This window comes from Streptomyces sp. CGMCC 4.7035 (assembly GCF_031583065.1).
Taxonomy (GTDB): domain Bacteria; phylum Actinomycetota; class Actinomycetes; order Streptomycetales; family Streptomycetaceae; genus Streptomyces; species Streptomyces yaanensis.
Map to the genome: position 1 here is coordinate 5849229 of NZ_CP134053.1, position 15147 is coordinate 5864375.

Genomic DNA, 15147 nt, shown 5'->3' on the forward strand with positions numbered 1-15147 from the left:
AACACGTAGGAGATGCAATTTCCATGACAGACGCACTCAAGCGCCTCTCCGAGGAAGGCGTCGCGATCTGGCTGGACGACCTGTCGCGCAAGCGGATCACGTCCGGCAACCTCGCCGAACTGATCGACCAGCAGCACGTCGTGGGCGTCACCACCAACCCGACGATCTTCCAGAAGGCGATCTCGTCGGGTGACGGCTACGAGCAGCAGGTCGCCGACCTCGCCGCCCGCAAGGTCACCGTCGAAGAGGCGATCCGCATGATCACGACGGCGGACGTCCGGGACGCCGCCGACATCCTGCGCCCGGTGTTCGACGCCACGCAGGGCCAGGACGGACGGGTGTCGATCGAGGTCGACCCGCGGCTGGCGCACAACACCCGGGCCACCGTCGCCGAGGCCAAGCAGCTTGCCTGGCTGGTCGACCGCCCGAACGCACTCATCAAGATCCCGGCCACCAAGGCGGGTCTGCCGGCGATCACCGAGACCATCGCCAACGGCATCAGCGTCAACGTCACGCTGATCTTCTCGCTGGAGCGCTACCGCGAGGTCATGGACGCCTACATGACCGGCCTGGAAAGGGCCAAGGAGCGCGGCCTGGACCTGTCGAAGATCCACTCGGTGGCGTCCTTCTTCGTGTCCCGCGTGGACACCGAGATCGACAAGCGGATCGACGCGATCGGCACGCCTGAGGCCAAGGCGCTGCGCGGCAAGGCGGCGATCGCCAACGCCCGTCTCGCCTACGAGGCGTACGAGGAGGTCTTCTCCTCCGACCGCTGGCTCGCCCTCGACAAGGCGCAGGCCAACAAGCAGCGTCCGCTGTGGGCGTCGACCGGCGTGAAGGACCCCGCGTACAAGGACACCATGTACGTCGATGAGCTGGTCGCGCCGAACACGGTGAACACCATGCCGGAGGCCACGCTGGAGGCCAGCGACGACCACGGCGAGATCACCGGCAACACCATCGCCGGCACCTACGCGCAGGCGCGCGCCGACCTGGAAGCCGTCGAGAAGCTCGGCATCTCGTACGACGACGTGGTCCAGCTCCTGGAGGTCGAGGGCGTCGAGAAGTTCGAGGCCTCCTGGAACGACCTGCTCAAGTCGACCGAGGCGGTACTCCAGCGCCTCACCCCTTCGGAGGGCTGACACCTTGACATCCGTACACGGAGCGAATCCGCTTCGTGACGCCGCGGACCGACGGCTCCCGCGTATCGCGGGGCCGTCGGGCCTGGTGATCTTTGGCGTTACGGGCGATTTGTCACGTAAAAAGCTGATGCCTGCCGTTTACGATCTGGCCAACCGCGGTCTGCTGCCGCCGGGCTTCTCGCTCGTCGGCTTCGCCCGCCGTGAGTGGCAGGACGAGGACTTCGCGAAAGAGGTCCACGACGCCGTCAAGGAGCACGCCCGGACGCCGTTCCGCGAGGAGGTCTGGCAGCAGCTCATCCAGGGCATGCGCTTCGTCCAGGGCACCTTCGACGATGACGACGCGTTCGAGCGGCTGCGCGCCACGATCGAGGAACTGGACAAGGCCCAGGGCACGGGCGGCAACTTCGCCTTCTACCTCTCGGTGCCGCCGAAGTCCTTCCCCGTGGTCATCCAGCAGCTGAAGAAGCACGGCCTGGCCGACCAGACGGAGGGCTCCTGGCGCCGGGCGGTCATCGAGAAGCCCTTCGGCCACGACCTGAAGTCGGCCGAGGAGCTCAACAAGGTCGTGCACGAGGTCTTCGCCCCGGACCAGGTCTTCCGCATCGACCACTACCTGGGCAAGGAGACCGTCCAGAACATCCTGGCGCTCCGCTTCGCCAACACGATGTTCGAGCCGATCTGGAACCGGTCCTTCGTGGACCATGTGCAGATCACCATGGCCGAGGACATCGGTATCGGCGGCCGCGCCGGCTACTACGACGGCATCGGCGCCGCCCGAGACGTCATCCAGAACCACCTCCTGCAGCTGATGGCGCTCACGGCCATGGAGGAGCCCTCCTCCTTCGACGCGGACGCGCTCGCCGCGGAGAAGACCAAGGTGCTCGGGGCCGTGAGGCTGCCGAAGGACCTCGGCCGGGACACCGTGTTCGCGCAGTACGCGGCAGGCTGGCAGGGCGGCGAGAAGGTCATCGGCTACCTCCAGGAAGAGGGCATCGACCCCAAGTCGAAGACCGACACCTACGCCGCGATCAAGCTGGGGATCGACAACCGCCGCTGGGCGGGCGTCCCGTTCTACCTGCGCACGGGCAAGCGGCTCGGTCGCCGGGTGACGGAGATCGCGGTCGTCTTCCAGCGCGCCCCGCACTCCCCCTTCGACACCACCGCCACCGAGGAGCTGGGCCAGAACGCGGTCGTCATCCGCGTCCAGCCCGACGAGGGCGTCACCGTGCGCTTCGGCTCCAAGGTGCCGGGCACGTCGATGGAGATCAGGGACGTGTCCATGGACTTCGCCTACGGCGAGTCCTTCACGGAGTCGAGCCCGGAGGCGTACGAACGCCTGATCCTGGACGTGCTGCTCGGCGACTCGAACCTCTTCCCGCGCACCGAGGAGGTCGAGCTGTCCTGGAAGATCCTGGACCCGATCGAGGAGCACTGGGACACGCACGGCAAGCCCGCGCAGTACCCGGCCGGCACGTGGGGGCCCGTCGAGGCGGACCAGATGCTCGAACGAGACGGACGGAGCTGGCGCCGGCCATGAAGATAGACCTCACGGACACCACGGCCAGCAAGATCAACAAGGCCCTGGTCCAGGGGCGCCGTGCCATCGGCACCCCGGCCGTCGGCATGGTGCTCACCCTCGTCATCGTCACCGACGAGGAGAACGCCTACGACGCCCTGAAGGCCGCCGAGGACGCCTCTCGACAGCACCCCTCGCGCACCCTCGTCGTCATCAAGCGCGTCTCGCGTTCCCCGCGCGACCGCACGTCCTCGCGCCTGGACGCCGAGGTGCGGGTGGGCGCGGAGGCGGGTACCGGCGAGACGGTCGTCCTGCGGCTGTACGGCGAGGTCGTGGACCACGCCCAGTCCGTGGTGCTGCCGCTGCTGCTGCCGGACGCGCCGGTCGTCGTCTGGTGGCCGGTGAACGCGCCGCTCGACCCGGCGGGCGACGCGCTCGGCGCGCTCGCCCAGCGCCGGGTCACGGACTCCTACACCGCCGAGGAGCCGGTGCGGGAGCTGAGCGCCCGCGCCGACGCCTACGCGCCCGGTGACACGGACCTGTCGTGGACCCGCATCACGCCCTGGCGCTCGATGCTGGCCGCGGCCCTGGACCAGGTCACCTGCGAGGTCAAGGGCGTCGAGGTGGAGGGCGAGGAGTTCAACCCGAGCTGCGAGCTGCTGGCGATGTGGCTCGCGGACCGGCTGAGCGTGCCGGTGCAGCGTTCGTTGTCCTCGGGCCCCGGCCTCACGGCGGTCCGGATGGACACGAGCTGCGGCCCGATCGTCCTGGACCGGGCGGACGGTTCCCTGGCCACGCTGTCGATCGAGGGTCAGCCGGACCGCGCGGTGGCGCTCAAGCGCCGGGACACGGCCGAGCTGATCGCGGAGGAGCTGCGCCGGCTCGACCCGGACGACACGTACGCGTCGGCGCTGCGGTACGGCGTGGACCGGCTGAGCACCGGGGCGGACCGGGCCGGGGCTCCGGCGGACGCACCCGCGGATGCGCCTGCGGGGGCACCCGCGAAGAAGGCGGCCAAGAAGGCCCCGGCGAAGAAGGCGGCCGCGAAGTGAGTACCCCCCAGCTCGTCGTCCACCACGACAAGGAGCTGATGGCCCAGGCCGCCGCGGCCCGGCTGATCACGAAGATCGTGGACGCGCAGGCCTCGCGCGGCTACGCCTCGGTCGTGCTCACCGGTGGCCGCAACGGCAACGGCCTGCTCGCCGCGCTCGCCGCCGCGCCCGCCCGGGACGCCATCGACTGGGGCCGGCTCGACCTGTGGTGGGGTGACGAGCGCTATCTGCCGGAGGGCGACCCCGAGCGCAATGTCACGCAGGCGCGGGAGGCCCTGCTGGACTCCGTGCCCGTGGACCCCGAGCGCGTGCACGCCATGCCCGCGTCGGACGGTCCGTTCGGCGCGGACGTGGACGCGGCGGCCGAATCGTACGCGGCGGAACTGGCCCGGGCCGCGGGCCCCGAGAACCACGGCGCGGTGCCCACCTTCGACGTCCTGATGCTGGGCGTCGGCCCGGACACGCATGTGGCGTCGCTCTTCCCGGAGCTGCCGGCGGTGCGGGAGACGGAGCGGGCGGTGGTCGGCGTGCACGGCGCACCGAAGCCACCCCCGACCCGTATCTCCCTCACCCTCCCGGCGATCCGGGCCGCACGCGAGGTATGGCTCCTGGCGGCCGGCGAGGACAAGGCCCAGGCGGCGGCGATCGCGTTGTCGGGCGCGGGCGAGGTCCAGGCCCCGGCGGCAGGAGCGTACGGCCGCTCGCGGACGCTGTGGCTACTGGACGCGGCAGCGGCGTCAAAGCTGCCGCGGTCGCTTTACCCGCCGGCGTCGCCGTAAGCGGGAAGGGGCTCCGCCCCCGGACCCCGCTCCTCAAACACGGGAGGGGGGACCTTCCGGTGGGAAGACCCGGGGAGCGGACGGCCGCGTGCCGTCCGCTTCCCGCATCGGGTCACTGGCGGCCGCGCAGCTCCCGGTACTTGGCCACGAGTGCCTTCGTCGACTCGTCCAGGCCCCCGACCTCGGCGCCCTCGGTCAGCGCGGGCTCGACGCGCTTGGCGAGGACCTTGCCGAGCTCGACGCCCCACTGGTCGAAGGAGTCGATGTTCCAGATCGCGCCCTGGACGAACACCTTGTGCTCATAGAGGGCGATGAGCTGGCCGAGCACCGACGGGGTGAGTTCCTTGGCCAGGATCGTGGTGGTCGGGTGGTTGCCCTTGAACGTCTTGTGCGCCACCAACTCCTCGGGCACGCCCTCGGCGCGCACCTCGTCCGGGGTCTTGCCGAAGGCCAGCGCCTGGGTCTGGGCGAAGAAGTTGGCCATCAGCAGGTCGTGCTGGGCTACCAGGCCGGGCTGCAGATCGGCGACCGGCTCGGCGAAGCCGATGAAGTCGGCCGGGATCAGCTTGGTGCCCTGGTGGATGAGCTGGTAGTAGGCGTGCTGACCGTTGGTGCCCGGGGTGCCCCACACCACCGGCCCGGTCTGCCAGTCGACCTCCTGCCCGTCACGGCCCACGTACTTGCCGTTGGACTCCATGTCCAGCTGCTGGAGGTAGGCGGTGAACTTGGACAGGTAGTGCGAGTAGGGCAGCACGGCATGCGACTGGGCGTCGTGGAAGTTGCCGTACCAGATGCCCAGCAGGCCCAGCAGCAGCGGCACGTTGGACTCGGCGGGCGCCGTGCGGAAGTGGTGGTCGACGATGTGGAAGCCGTCGAGCATCTCCCGGAAGCGGTCCGGGCCGATGGCGATCATCAGGGAGAGCCCGATCGCCGAGTCGTACGAGTAGCGGCCGCCGACCCAGTCCCAGAACTCGAACATGTTGGCCGTGTCGATGCCGAAGTCGGCGACCTTCCCGGCGTTCGTCGACAGCGCCACGAAGTGCTTGGCCACCGCCTCCTGACCGGCCTTCAGCTCGGTCAGCAGCCAGCTGCGCGCCGAGGTCGCGTTGGTGATCGTCTCGATCGTGGTGAACGTCTTGGAGGCGATGATGAACAGCGTCTCGGCCGCGTCCAGGTCCCGTACGGCCTCGTGCAGGTCGGCGCCGTCCACGTTGGAGACGAAACGGACCGTCAGGTCGCGGTCGGTGTAGGAGCGCAGCGCCTCGTAGGCCATCGCCGGGCCCAGGTCGGAGCCGCCGATGCCGACGTTGATCACGTTCTTGATGCGCTTGCCCGTGTGGCCGGTCCACTCGCCCGAACGGACGCGGTCGGCGAAGCCGGCCATCTTGTCGAGCACCGCGTGCACCGCGGGCACGACGTTCTCCCCGTCGACCTCGATCACCTCGTTCCGCGGGGCGCGCAGCGCGGTGTGCAGCACCGCGCGGTCCTCGGTGGTGTTGATCTTCTCGCCGCGGAACATGGCGTCCCGGAGGCCGAAGACGTCCCGCGCGGCGGCCAGCTCGCGCAACAGCCGCAGCGTTTCGTCGGTGACCAGGTGCTTGGAGTAGTCGACATGCAGATTGCCGACCTGGAGGGTGTACCCGCTGCCGCGCCCGGGGTCCGCCGCGAACAGGTCGCGCAGCTGCGCCTCGCCGAGCTCCTCGCGGTGCTTGGCCAGAGCGGTCCACTCGGGCGTCTGGTTGAGCCTGGTACGGCTGTCTGCGTTCATCTCGGACTTCCGCCTTCTTCCTTGCCTGTGCTGCTGCGTACCTTGCCCCGCTGCCGGTCCCAACCTAATTGATCAGGGCGTGGGCTGACCTGTCGTCGCGCCGTCGTCCGGTGCAACAACAGGTACGTCCGGCTTGCCCACGGTTATCAACAAGGTGACGGCGAGGGCGAAGAGCGCGGCCGCGAGCAGCGCGGGCCCATTCAGCCCGTACGTCCGCGCCGCCGCTCCGCCGAGTACGGCGCCCAGCGGGGCTCCGGACGTCGAGGCCGTGCGGAAGGCGGAGACGACGCGTCCCACCATGGCCTCGGGGCTGCGCTGCTGCATCAGGGTGACCTGGTTGACGTTCCACACCATGTTCATGGAGCCGAGCAGCAGCATGCCCACCAGGAGAGCGCTCACCTCGCGGACGGTTCCCATGAGCAGCAGGGACGACGTCTGGACCGCTCCGGCCACGAGCAGCGCGCGGACCCGTCCGGTGCGGAGCGCGATCCGCTGGGCGACGAAGCCGCCGGCGATGCTGCCGCCCGAGTACGACGTCATCGCGGCCGCGTATCCCGCGTTGCCCGCGTGCAGCCAGTGCGTCACGTGCAGCACCAGGGTCGCGATCAGGGCGCCCATGCCGATGTTGCACAGCAGCGTCGCCCCGCATGTCGCCCGCAGCACCCGGTCGTGCCACAACGTGCGCAGGCCTTCACCGATCTCCGCCCTCAGGGTGCTGCCGGCGGGGCGCGGCTCCCGCTCGGGCGGCCGTATCCGCAAGGAGGCCACGAGGGCGGCCGCCAGCAGATAGGTGCCCGCGTCGGCGGCGAACGGCATGAACGCCCCGACCGTCAGCAGCAGCGGCACGAACGGCCCCGCCAGCAGGCCGCCCGCGAACTGCTGGCCGGTCAACAGCCGGGCGTTGGCGCTGCCCAGGGCCTCGCGGTCCACCAGGGAGGGCAGCAGGGCCGTGGAGGCGTTGTCGAAGAGCGTCTGGAGCGTCGTGAGCGAGAAGGCGAGCACGAGCAGCAGCGGGATCGACGCGTGCCCGAGGCCGACGGCGAGCGCGAAAAAGGCCACGAGCAGCCCTCGTACCATGTCGACGGCCCACATCGCCCGCCGCTGGTCCACCCGGTCGGCCACGGCCCCGCCGATGAGCCCGAACAGCAGCCATGGCACATAGCCGCAGGCGGTCACCGAGGCGACGACGAGCGGTTCGTCGGTCAGCCGTACGGCGAGCAGGGGCAGCGCGGCCGCGCGTAACGCGTCCCCGAACCGGGAGACCACGGCAGCGGTCCACAGTCGCCCGAATCCCCCGCGCCAAGCGGGCGCACGCACGCCCGCGGTCTCGACCGACGCCATGATCCCCCCTCACGATTCGCCGATGCACAAACCGTAGAAGGCACCACTGACAATCGGTCCGGAGGCGGTGCGCCGCCGCATGAGAACAGCTCCGGCGTCGGCGGTGAAAACAGCTCCGGCCAGCCACCCCTCGGTGCCCGGCCGGATCAACTCCTAGATCTCGCCCCGCAGTTTGGCGAGCGCCTCGGCGAGGATCGCCTCGCCGTCCGCGTCGCTGCGCCGCTCCCGCACATACGCGAGGTGCGTCTTGTAGGGCTCGGTGCGCGGGGGGTCCGGCGGGTTGTCCCGGTCCTGTCCGGCCGGAAAGCCGCAGCGCGGGCAGTCCCAGCTGTCGGGAACCTGCGCGTCGCTGGCGAAGCTCGGCTGCGTCTCGTGCCCGTTGGAGCACCAGAAGGAGATGCGCAGACGCGGCGCGGACTCGCCGCGCTCGGCCTCGCCCATCGGCCCCGCCCCGACCCGGCTTCCTCGGATCGCGTTGCCACTTGCCACGGTGTAACTCCCTGCGTGATGGTGCCGCGAAGCGAGTCGGCGTTTCGCTTCGCTGCGAGCGCCTCAGTCTACGTAAGGCCCAACGCGCGTCCAGTGATGGGAGTTACCCCCGCCCCCAGACGCAAGCCCCATGATAGGCCGCGTCCGAAGACCCGTGCCGAACATGGGGCGTTACGTGCTTTATATGCTGTCTGCCGACACCGGCGGACGCTAGTTGTTGACCTTCATCAGGATGCCGAGCACGACAATGCACGCCAACCAGAGCAGACCGATCACCACAGTGATCCGGTCGAGGTTGCGCTCGGCGACCGAGGAGCCGCCGACGGAGGACTGCATGCCGCCACCGAACATGTCGGAGAGGCCGCCGCCCTTCCCCTTGTGCATCAGCACCAGCAGCATCAGCAGCAGGCTGAAGACGATCAGGGCGATCGAGAACCCCAAAACCACGGCTGGACCAACTTCCTCGGATTCGGATGAACGACGGGGGCCAGTGGCCGTGCGACCTGAGCCGCACATCGAAAACGCCACTGACCCCCGCAAGGGTACGACGGATCGTCCCTAGGACCCAGTCACTGGTCCCGGAACCGGACGATCTTGACGAACTCGTCCGCGTCCAGCGAGGCACCGCCGACCAGGGCGCCGTCGATGTCCGGCTTCGCCATGATCTCGGCGACGTTGCCCGACTTCACCGAGCCGCCGTACTGGATGCGCACCTTGTCGGCCACGTCCTGCGAGTACAGCTCGGCGATCTTGCCGCGGATCGCCGCGCAGACCTCCTGCGCGTCCTCGGAGCCGCAGACCTTGCCGGTGCCGATGGCCCAGACGGGCTCGTAGGCGATCACGATGGACTCGGCCTGCTCGGCCGGGAGGTCCTTCAGGCCCCCTTCGAGCTGGGTGAGCGTGTGCGTGACGTGGTCGCCCGCCTCGCGGACGTGCAGCTCCTCGCCGATGCACAGGATCGGGGTCAGACCGTGCTTGAAGGCGGCCTTGACCTTGGCGTTCACCAGCTCGTCGGTCTCGTTGTGGTACTGGCGGCGCTCGGAGTGGCCGATCACCACGTAGGTGCACTTCAGCTTGGCCAGCATCGGACCGGAGATCTCGCCGGTGTAGGCACCGGAGTCCTGCGCCGAGACGTCCTGAGCGCCGTACTTGATCTTGAGCTTGTCGCCGTCGACCAGGGTCTGCACGGAGCGCAGATCGGTGAAGGGCGGCAGGACGGCGACCTCGACGGCGTCGTAGTCCTTGTCGGCCAGGGCGAAGGCGAGCTTCTGGACGTGCGCGATGGCCTCGAGGTGGTTGAGGTTCATCTTCCAGTTGCCCGCCATCAGCGGCGTGCGGGTGGTCATTGAGGTCAGTCCTCCAGTGCGGCAAGGCCGGGGAGCGTCTTGCCCTCGAGGTACTCGAGGGAGGCGCCGCCGCCGGTCGAGATGTGGCCGAATGCCGTCTCGTCGAAGCCCAGGATGCGGACGGCCGCGGCGGAGTCGCCGCCACCGACCACGGTGAAGCCCTGGGAAGCGACGAGGGCCTGGGCGACCGCCTTGGTGCCCTCGGCGTAGTCGGGGTGCTCGAAGACGCCCATCGGACCGTTCCAGAAGACGGTGGCCGCGTCGGCGAGTTTCGAGGCGTACAGCTCGCGGGTCCGAGGACCGATGTCCAGGCCCTCCTGGTCGGCCGGGATCGCGTCCGCGGCGACGACCGTCGGGTTGGCGGGGGCCTTGGTCTTCAGGTCCGGGAACTCGGGCGAGACCAGCACGTCGACGGGCAGGACCAGCTCGACGCCCTGCTTCTCGGCGCGCTCCATGTACTCGGTGACGGCCGGGATCTGGTCCTCCTGGAGGAGGGAGATGCCGACCTCGTAGCCCTTGGCCTTGAGGAAGGTGTAGGCCATGCCGCCGCCGATGAGCAGACGGTCGGCCTTGCCGAGCAGCTGGTCGATGACGGCGAGCTTGTCGGAGACCTTGGCGCCGCCCAGCGCGACGACGTAGGGCCGCTTGACGTCCTCGGTGAGCTTCTTCAGGACGCCGACCTCGGTGGCGATGAGGTAGCCGGCGTAGTGCGGCAGACGGGCCGGGAGGTCATACACGGAGGCGTGCTTGCGGTGGACCGCGCCGAAGCCGTCGCCGACGTAGACGTCCGCCAGAGCGGCGAGCCGGTCGGCGAACTCGCCGCGCTCGGTGTCGTCCTTCGAGGTCTCGCCGGGGTTGAAGCGCAGGTTCTCGATGACCGCGACCTGGCCGGGCTGAAGGCCGTTCACGGCGTCGTGGGCGGCCGGGCCGACGGTGTCCTGGGCGAACGCCACGGGAGCGCCCAGCAGTTCGCCGAGCCGCTCGGCGGCGGGCAGCAGGGAGAAGGCGGGATCCGGGGCACCCTTGGGGCGGCCCAGGTGCGAGGCGACGACCACCTTGGCGCCCGCGTCGGCGAGGGCCTTGACGGTGGGCAGGACGGCACGGATGCGGCCGTCGTCGGTGATGAGGCCGTCGGCCAGCGGGACGTTGAGGTCGGCGCGGACGAAGACCCGCTTGCCGTCCACGCCTTCGGAGAGAAGTTCGTCGATGGTCTTCATGAGGGGACTCCTGAGGAGGGCTCTTGATCGTAAAAGGGCTGATCGATCTGCACGCGGGCGGGGTCCCGCCGTACGCGGGTCGGCTCGCTGTACGCGAGTCAGGGCTCGGACAGCGCGACCGTGCGCTGCCCGAGCCCTGTTCTCACATCGAGGTGCCTGCTTCGGCGATCAGAGCTGGTTGCCGACGAAGACCGTCAGGTCGACGAGGCGGTTGGAGTAGCCCCACTCGTTGTCGTACCAGCCGATGACCTTCACGTTCTTGCCCTCCTGGACCATGGTCAGGGAGGAGTCGAAGGTGCAGGACGCCGGGGCGTTGACGATGTCGGAGGAGACGATCTGGTCCTCGGTGTAGTCGAGGAGACCCTTCAGCTCGCCCTCGGCGGCCTTCTGGAAGGCGGCGTTGACCTCTTCCTTGGTGACCTCACGGCCGAGCTCCACGACGAGGTCGGTGACGGAGCCGGTCGGGACCGGGACGCGCATGGCGATGCCGTCCAGCTTGCCCTTGAGCTGCGGCAGGACCAGGGCGGTGGCCTTGGCGGCACCGGTGGTGGTCGGGATGATGTTCTCGGCGGCGGCACGGGCGCGGCGCAGGTCCTTGTGCGGGAAGTCCAGGATGCGCTGGTCGTTCGTGTACGCGTGAACCGTCGTCATCAGGCCCTTGACGATACCGAAGTTCTCGTCGAGGACCTTCGCCATCGGCGCCACACAGTTGGTGGTGCAGGAGGCGTTGGAGATGACGTGGTGGTTCGCCGCGTCGTACTTGTCCTGGTTGACGCCCATCACGATGGTGATGTCCTCGTCGGTGGCCGGAGCCGAGATGAGGACCTTCTTGGCGCCGCCGGCGATGTGCTTCTCGGCGTCGGCCTTCTTCGTGAAGATGCCGGTCGACTCGATGACGATGTCGACACCCAGCTCGCCCCACGGGATGTCGGCCGGGTTGCGCTCGGACAGGACCTTGATGGTCTTGCCGCCCACGGTGATCGTGTCGGCGGTGTGGGAGACCTCCTGCTTCAGGCGGCCAAGGATGGTGTCGTACTTCAGCAGGTGAGCAGTGGTCGCGGTGTCACCCAGGTCGTTGACAGCCACGATCTCGATGTCTGCACCCTGCTCCAGCAGCGCGCGGAAGTAGTTACGACCGATGCGGCCAAAGCCGTTGATGCCTACGCGGATCGTCACGAACCGATCTCCTCGTTGGTACGCCGGCATTCGACGCCGGCGAGCTGTATGGGATGTCCCCGACCGCCTACGACCCTACCTCCCTGAGCCCCCCGGAGTGACATTGAGACGGCGCATACACGGCACGGCGGTCCGTACCCACCAGTAGGGGTACGGACCGCCCCGGCATGAAGGCCCGATCACTCGTTCCGGCGATACGGAACCATCTGCCGTTGACCGCGCGGCATCAGCTCTCGAGTGCGGCGAGCGCCTTTCCGATCAGGGCCGTCCGGTCGGCCGCCGCGGTGACGTGCTCCAGGCCGAAGCCCAGCAGCACGGTGCGGTCCGTGGTGACCGCTCCGTAGGTCCTGAACAGCGCTCCGGTGCGCGTCCAGTTCTTGAGGACGGCCGGGCTGCCCTCGGGCGGTCCGGCCACGCTCCAGGCGCCGAGGGATGTCTCGAAGCCCTCGGTCTCGGTGGCCGCACCGCCGACGACCAGCGCGGCGTCGTCGGCGAGAACGCCGTGGCCGCCGGTGCCCGGGTCGGTGATGTAGCCGATCGAGACCTCGACCGTCTTCCCGGCGTACGCGCTCAGGTCGAAGCTGACCTGCTGCCAGCCGCTGGAGGCACCGGTGAGGCTGTGCCAGGAACCGGAGGTACCGGTCGCGGTGCAGCCGCCGGCCGTCACGGTCAGATAGTGCTTGAGCCACGGGTGCTCGCCCACGAGGAACCCGGCCCCGCACTCCGCCGGTACGGCGTCACTGGTGGCGCCGCCGGCCTCCGGCAGCGTCGTCCAGTCGTCGGCCCCGACGGTGTGGACCTCGACCACGGCGTGGTCGTAGCCCGGTTCGGTGTCCCACAGCAGCCGGGTGCGCAGCGCCGGCTTGTCGGCCGCGCCCACCTTGGTGAGGTCGATGGTGCGGGTGAGGCGCTTGTACGCGTCGTCGGTGTGGACGGCCGCGGCCATGTACGAGCCGGCGTACGGCCCGTACGGGTTGACGGTCCCGGCGAACTGGCCGGCCCCGGCGCTCGCGAACTGGGGGTACTTGTCGGCGGGCAGTTCCTCGGAGGTGACGCTGTACGTGCCCGCCTTGTCCAGCGGGTTGCCGGACGCGGCACCGAGGGCCCCGCTGAAGCCGTCGAGCTCTCCGGAACCGGTGAAGCCGCCGGCCCCCGGGGTCGACGTACGCGAGTAGGCGCCCAAGTAGTACTGACTGAAGTCGTTCGACAGGGTGCCGTCGCCGAGGTCGACGCTGCCGCCCGCCTGCTCGCCCGCCTCGATCAGCTTGCCGCCCTCGTTGAGGAACGCGCGCAGCTGGAGCTGGGTGGCGTTGCCCGGGACGCTCGCGCCCGTGTAGTGGACGACCGTCTTGAAGTGGTCGAGCACACCGAGCGCGTCGGGCGCGCCCTGGGTGGCGACGTCCCAGACGATCGCCTTGCGGCCGTTGGCCTTCAGCGCGTCCACGTAGGTCTGCGCCTGCGTGGCCTGGGCGCCCTCCTCGGCGACCACCAGGGTGTCCGCCTTGGGCCGCTCGGCCACGGTGTAGGTGAAGTGCCCGCTGGAGACCTTCTTGCCGCTCTTCGTCTCGCCGGTGAACCACACCTCGACCTCGTCGCCCGGATCGCCGTCCTGGACCTTGGCCCGGTACTCGTCGAAGTAGAGGTTGTCCTCACCGCCGTACGTCTCGCCGCCCTTCCAGGGCCTGAGCGCCCCGTCCCGGACGTGGCCGCCGTTGACGCGGTACTTGAGCTCCTTGTCGCGCACGGACTTCCGTACGACGACGGAGACCGCCTGGTCGGCTCCGCGCGAGTACGACGTCGAGAACGCGGCCGGGGTGAAGTCCGGCGCGTCGATGCCGACCGAGGAGGACGGCCGGTCCGGGTGGGCGGCCGTCTCGGCGACGGAGAGCGCGAACGGGATGTTCTTCTCGAACTCCTGCTGGATCAGCTTCTCGTCGTCCGGGAAGTTGAAGACGGACTGGCAGTCGGCCGCGTTCCAGGCGTCGTTCGGATCCAAGTTCGACGCGGTCTGGCAGGTCGACATCTCGGGTGTGAACATCGCCATGCCGTTGACGTTCGACGCGTGCCCGTCCGCCTCGCCGTTGGTCGTGTACAGCTCCGAGGAGACCTGCGGGTGGTAGCCCGGGATCGCGGAGTTGTCGGGGGTGCCGGCGAGCGCCTTGTAGAGGACGTCGTCCGGGGTCGGGGTGGCGACCTGCCAGCCGACGCCGTAGAGGAGGAGTTCGGCGGCGGAGTGGTAGTTGATGCCGTACGTGAAGCCAATGCGCTTCTCGAACGCGTCGAGCGCCTTTGTCTCGGGCTCGGAGCCCGGGGCCGCGCCGCGGTAGGTCTGGCTGGTCGGATTGGGGGACGAACCCTCGTCGTCGTAGCCCCACTTGTAGGCGAAGTTGCGGTTGAGGTCGACGCCGTCGCCGGTGCTGATGACGCCGTCGCCGTTGACGTCCCGCAGGTTCTTGCGCCACAGGCGGGCGTCGGAGTCCTTGAAGGTGTAGTCGTAGCCGTCCGGGTTGGCGGAGATGACGAACCACAGTTCGGTGGAGTCGACGATCTTCTTTATGCGCTTGTTCGTGGCGTAGTTGTCCAGGTAGTAGTGCATCAGCCGGCGGGTCATCTCCGGCGTGATCCACTCGCGGGCGTGCTGGTTGGACATGTACAGCACTGACGGCTTGGAGCCGTCCTTCGATTTCTTCGCGTTCTTGGTCAGTTTGAGCGCCAGGATGTTCTGGCCGTTCACGGTCTTGCCGATGGAGACGACCTTGGTGAGGCCGGGATGGGCCCGGCCCGTCGCGACGATCTCCTCCTGGAGACCGCCCGCCGCGCTGTACGGGCGGAACACGCCCTGCGCCGCGCCCTCGACCCGCGCCTCGGCCTTGGCCGAAAGGGTGTGCTCGGTGAGGGCGACGCCCTGCTTCTGAAGCCTCTCGGCCTGCTTGTCGGTGAGATAGACCTCGACGGTGGTCCTACCGTTCCCGGTCACCTGCTCGCCGAGTTCGTGCCCGTCCTGACCAGCCTTGAGCAGCAGGGGTATCTGCTTCTGGGTGACTTCGGCACGGAAGACCTTGACCTCGTCCGCGTCGGACTTGGCGGCGGAACTTCCGCTCTGTGCCTGGGCGATGGGTGCGAGGCTCGCTCCGCCGAGCAGGAGCGCGCCGACAGCGAGGATCGATCTCGCTCTGTGTCTCATGAACCCCCCTAGCAGTGGTCCGCCACAGCGGCGAACAGATGCCAGGCTCATGACAGTCCATGATCGAGTCAAGGGTGCCTCAAGGACAGACAAACGCCGGTGCCGACGCCCAAGTGGACGTCGGCACCGGCGGGTTG

General features: G+C 69.1%; 12 protein-coding genes. 4 read left to right on the top strand and 8 right to left on the bottom strand.

The features are described from left to right. Window positions 1-23 precede the first annotated feature (23 nt). The 4 genes from tal to pgl are packed head-to-tail and all read left to right on the top strand — an operon-like array spanning window position 24 to window position 4489. The gene (gene tal, locus Q2K21_RS25655; RefSeq protein ID WP_310775458.1) at window positions 24-1142 is read left to right on the top strand and encodes a transaldolase; all 1119 of its coding nucleotides are present in this window, start codon (window positions 24-26) and stop codon (window positions 1140-1142) included. A gap of 4 nt (window positions 1143-1146) precedes the next feature. After that, window positions 1147-2679 carry a glucose-6-phosphate dehydrogenase gene (gene zwf / locus Q2K21_RS25660; RefSeq protein ID WP_310775460.1) on the top strand — a complete coding sequence of 511 codons (1533 nt, stop codon included), beginning with the start codon at window positions 1147-1149 and terminating at the stop codon, window positions 2677-2679. Further along, window positions 2676-3710, top strand: coding sequence for a glucose-6-phosphate dehydrogenase assembly protein OpcA (gene opcA / locus Q2K21_RS25665; protein ID WP_310775462.1), 1035 nt, complete (start codon window positions 2676-2678; stop codon window positions 3708-3710). The genes zwf and opcA overlap by 4 nt, the downstream gene beginning before the upstream one ends. Further along, a complete protein-coding gene (gene pgl / locus Q2K21_RS25670; protein ID WP_310775464.1) occupies window positions 3707-4489 on the top strand; it encodes a 6-phosphogluconolactonase in 783 nt (260 codons plus the stop codon). Before opcA ends, pgl begins: the two co-directional genes overlap by 4 nt. Before the next feature lie 112 nt (window positions 4490-4601). Here the strand turns inward: pgl and pgi are convergent, their stop codons facing one another. The 8 genes from pgi to Q2K21_RS25710 form a co-directional block, all read right to left on the bottom strand. Beyond that, window positions 4602-6257, bottom strand: coding sequence for a glucose-6-phosphate isomerase (pgi, locus tag Q2K21_RS25675; protein ID WP_310775466.1), 1656 nt, complete (start codon window positions 6255-6257; stop codon window positions 4602-4604). Window positions 6258-6329: 72 nt separating this feature from the next. Then, window positions 6330-7598: an MFS transporter gene (locus Q2K21_RS25680; protein WP_310775468.1), complete on the bottom strand. Its 1269-nt coding sequence runs from the start codon at window positions 7596-7598 to the stop codon at window positions 6330-6332. Window positions 7599-7751: 153 nt separating this feature from the next. Further along, window positions 7752-8039 (bottom strand): RNA polymerase-binding protein RbpA, encoded by a 288-nt coding sequence (locus tag Q2K21_RS25685; protein WP_017948798.1) that lies wholly within the window; start codon window positions 8037-8039, stop codon window positions 7752-7754. Between the two features lie 258 nt (window positions 8040-8297). Next, window positions 8298-8528, bottom strand: coding sequence for a preprotein translocase subunit SecG (gene secG / locus Q2K21_RS25690; RefSeq protein WP_310781239.1), 231 nt, complete (start codon window positions 8526-8528; stop codon window positions 8298-8300). Between the two features lie 128 nt (window positions 8529-8656). After that, entirely contained in the window at window positions 8657-9433 is a 777-nt protein-coding gene (gene tpiA, locus Q2K21_RS25695) for a triose-phosphate isomerase (protein ID WP_310775470.1), read from the bottom strand. A 5-nt stretch (window positions 9434-9438) separates the two neighbouring features. Continuing rightward, window positions 9439-10650 carry a phosphoglycerate kinase gene (locus Q2K21_RS25700; RefSeq protein ID WP_310775471.1) on the bottom strand — a complete coding sequence of 404 codons (1212 nt, stop codon included), beginning with the start codon at window positions 10648-10650 and terminating at the stop codon, window positions 9439-9441. A 168-nt stretch (window positions 10651-10818) separates the two neighbouring features. Beyond that, complete coding sequence (gap, locus tag Q2K21_RS25705) at window positions 10819-11826, bottom strand: type I glyceraldehyde-3-phosphate dehydrogenase (protein WP_310775473.1); 1008 nt, start codon at window positions 11824-11826, stop codon at window positions 10819-10821. A gap of 226 nt (window positions 11827-12052) precedes the next feature. After that, complete coding sequence (locus Q2K21_RS25710; protein WP_310775475.1) at window positions 12053-15010, bottom strand: M14 family metallopeptidase; 2958 nt, start codon at window positions 15008-15010, stop codon at window positions 12053-12055. Between the last annotated feature and the right edge of the window lie 137 nt (window positions 15011-15147).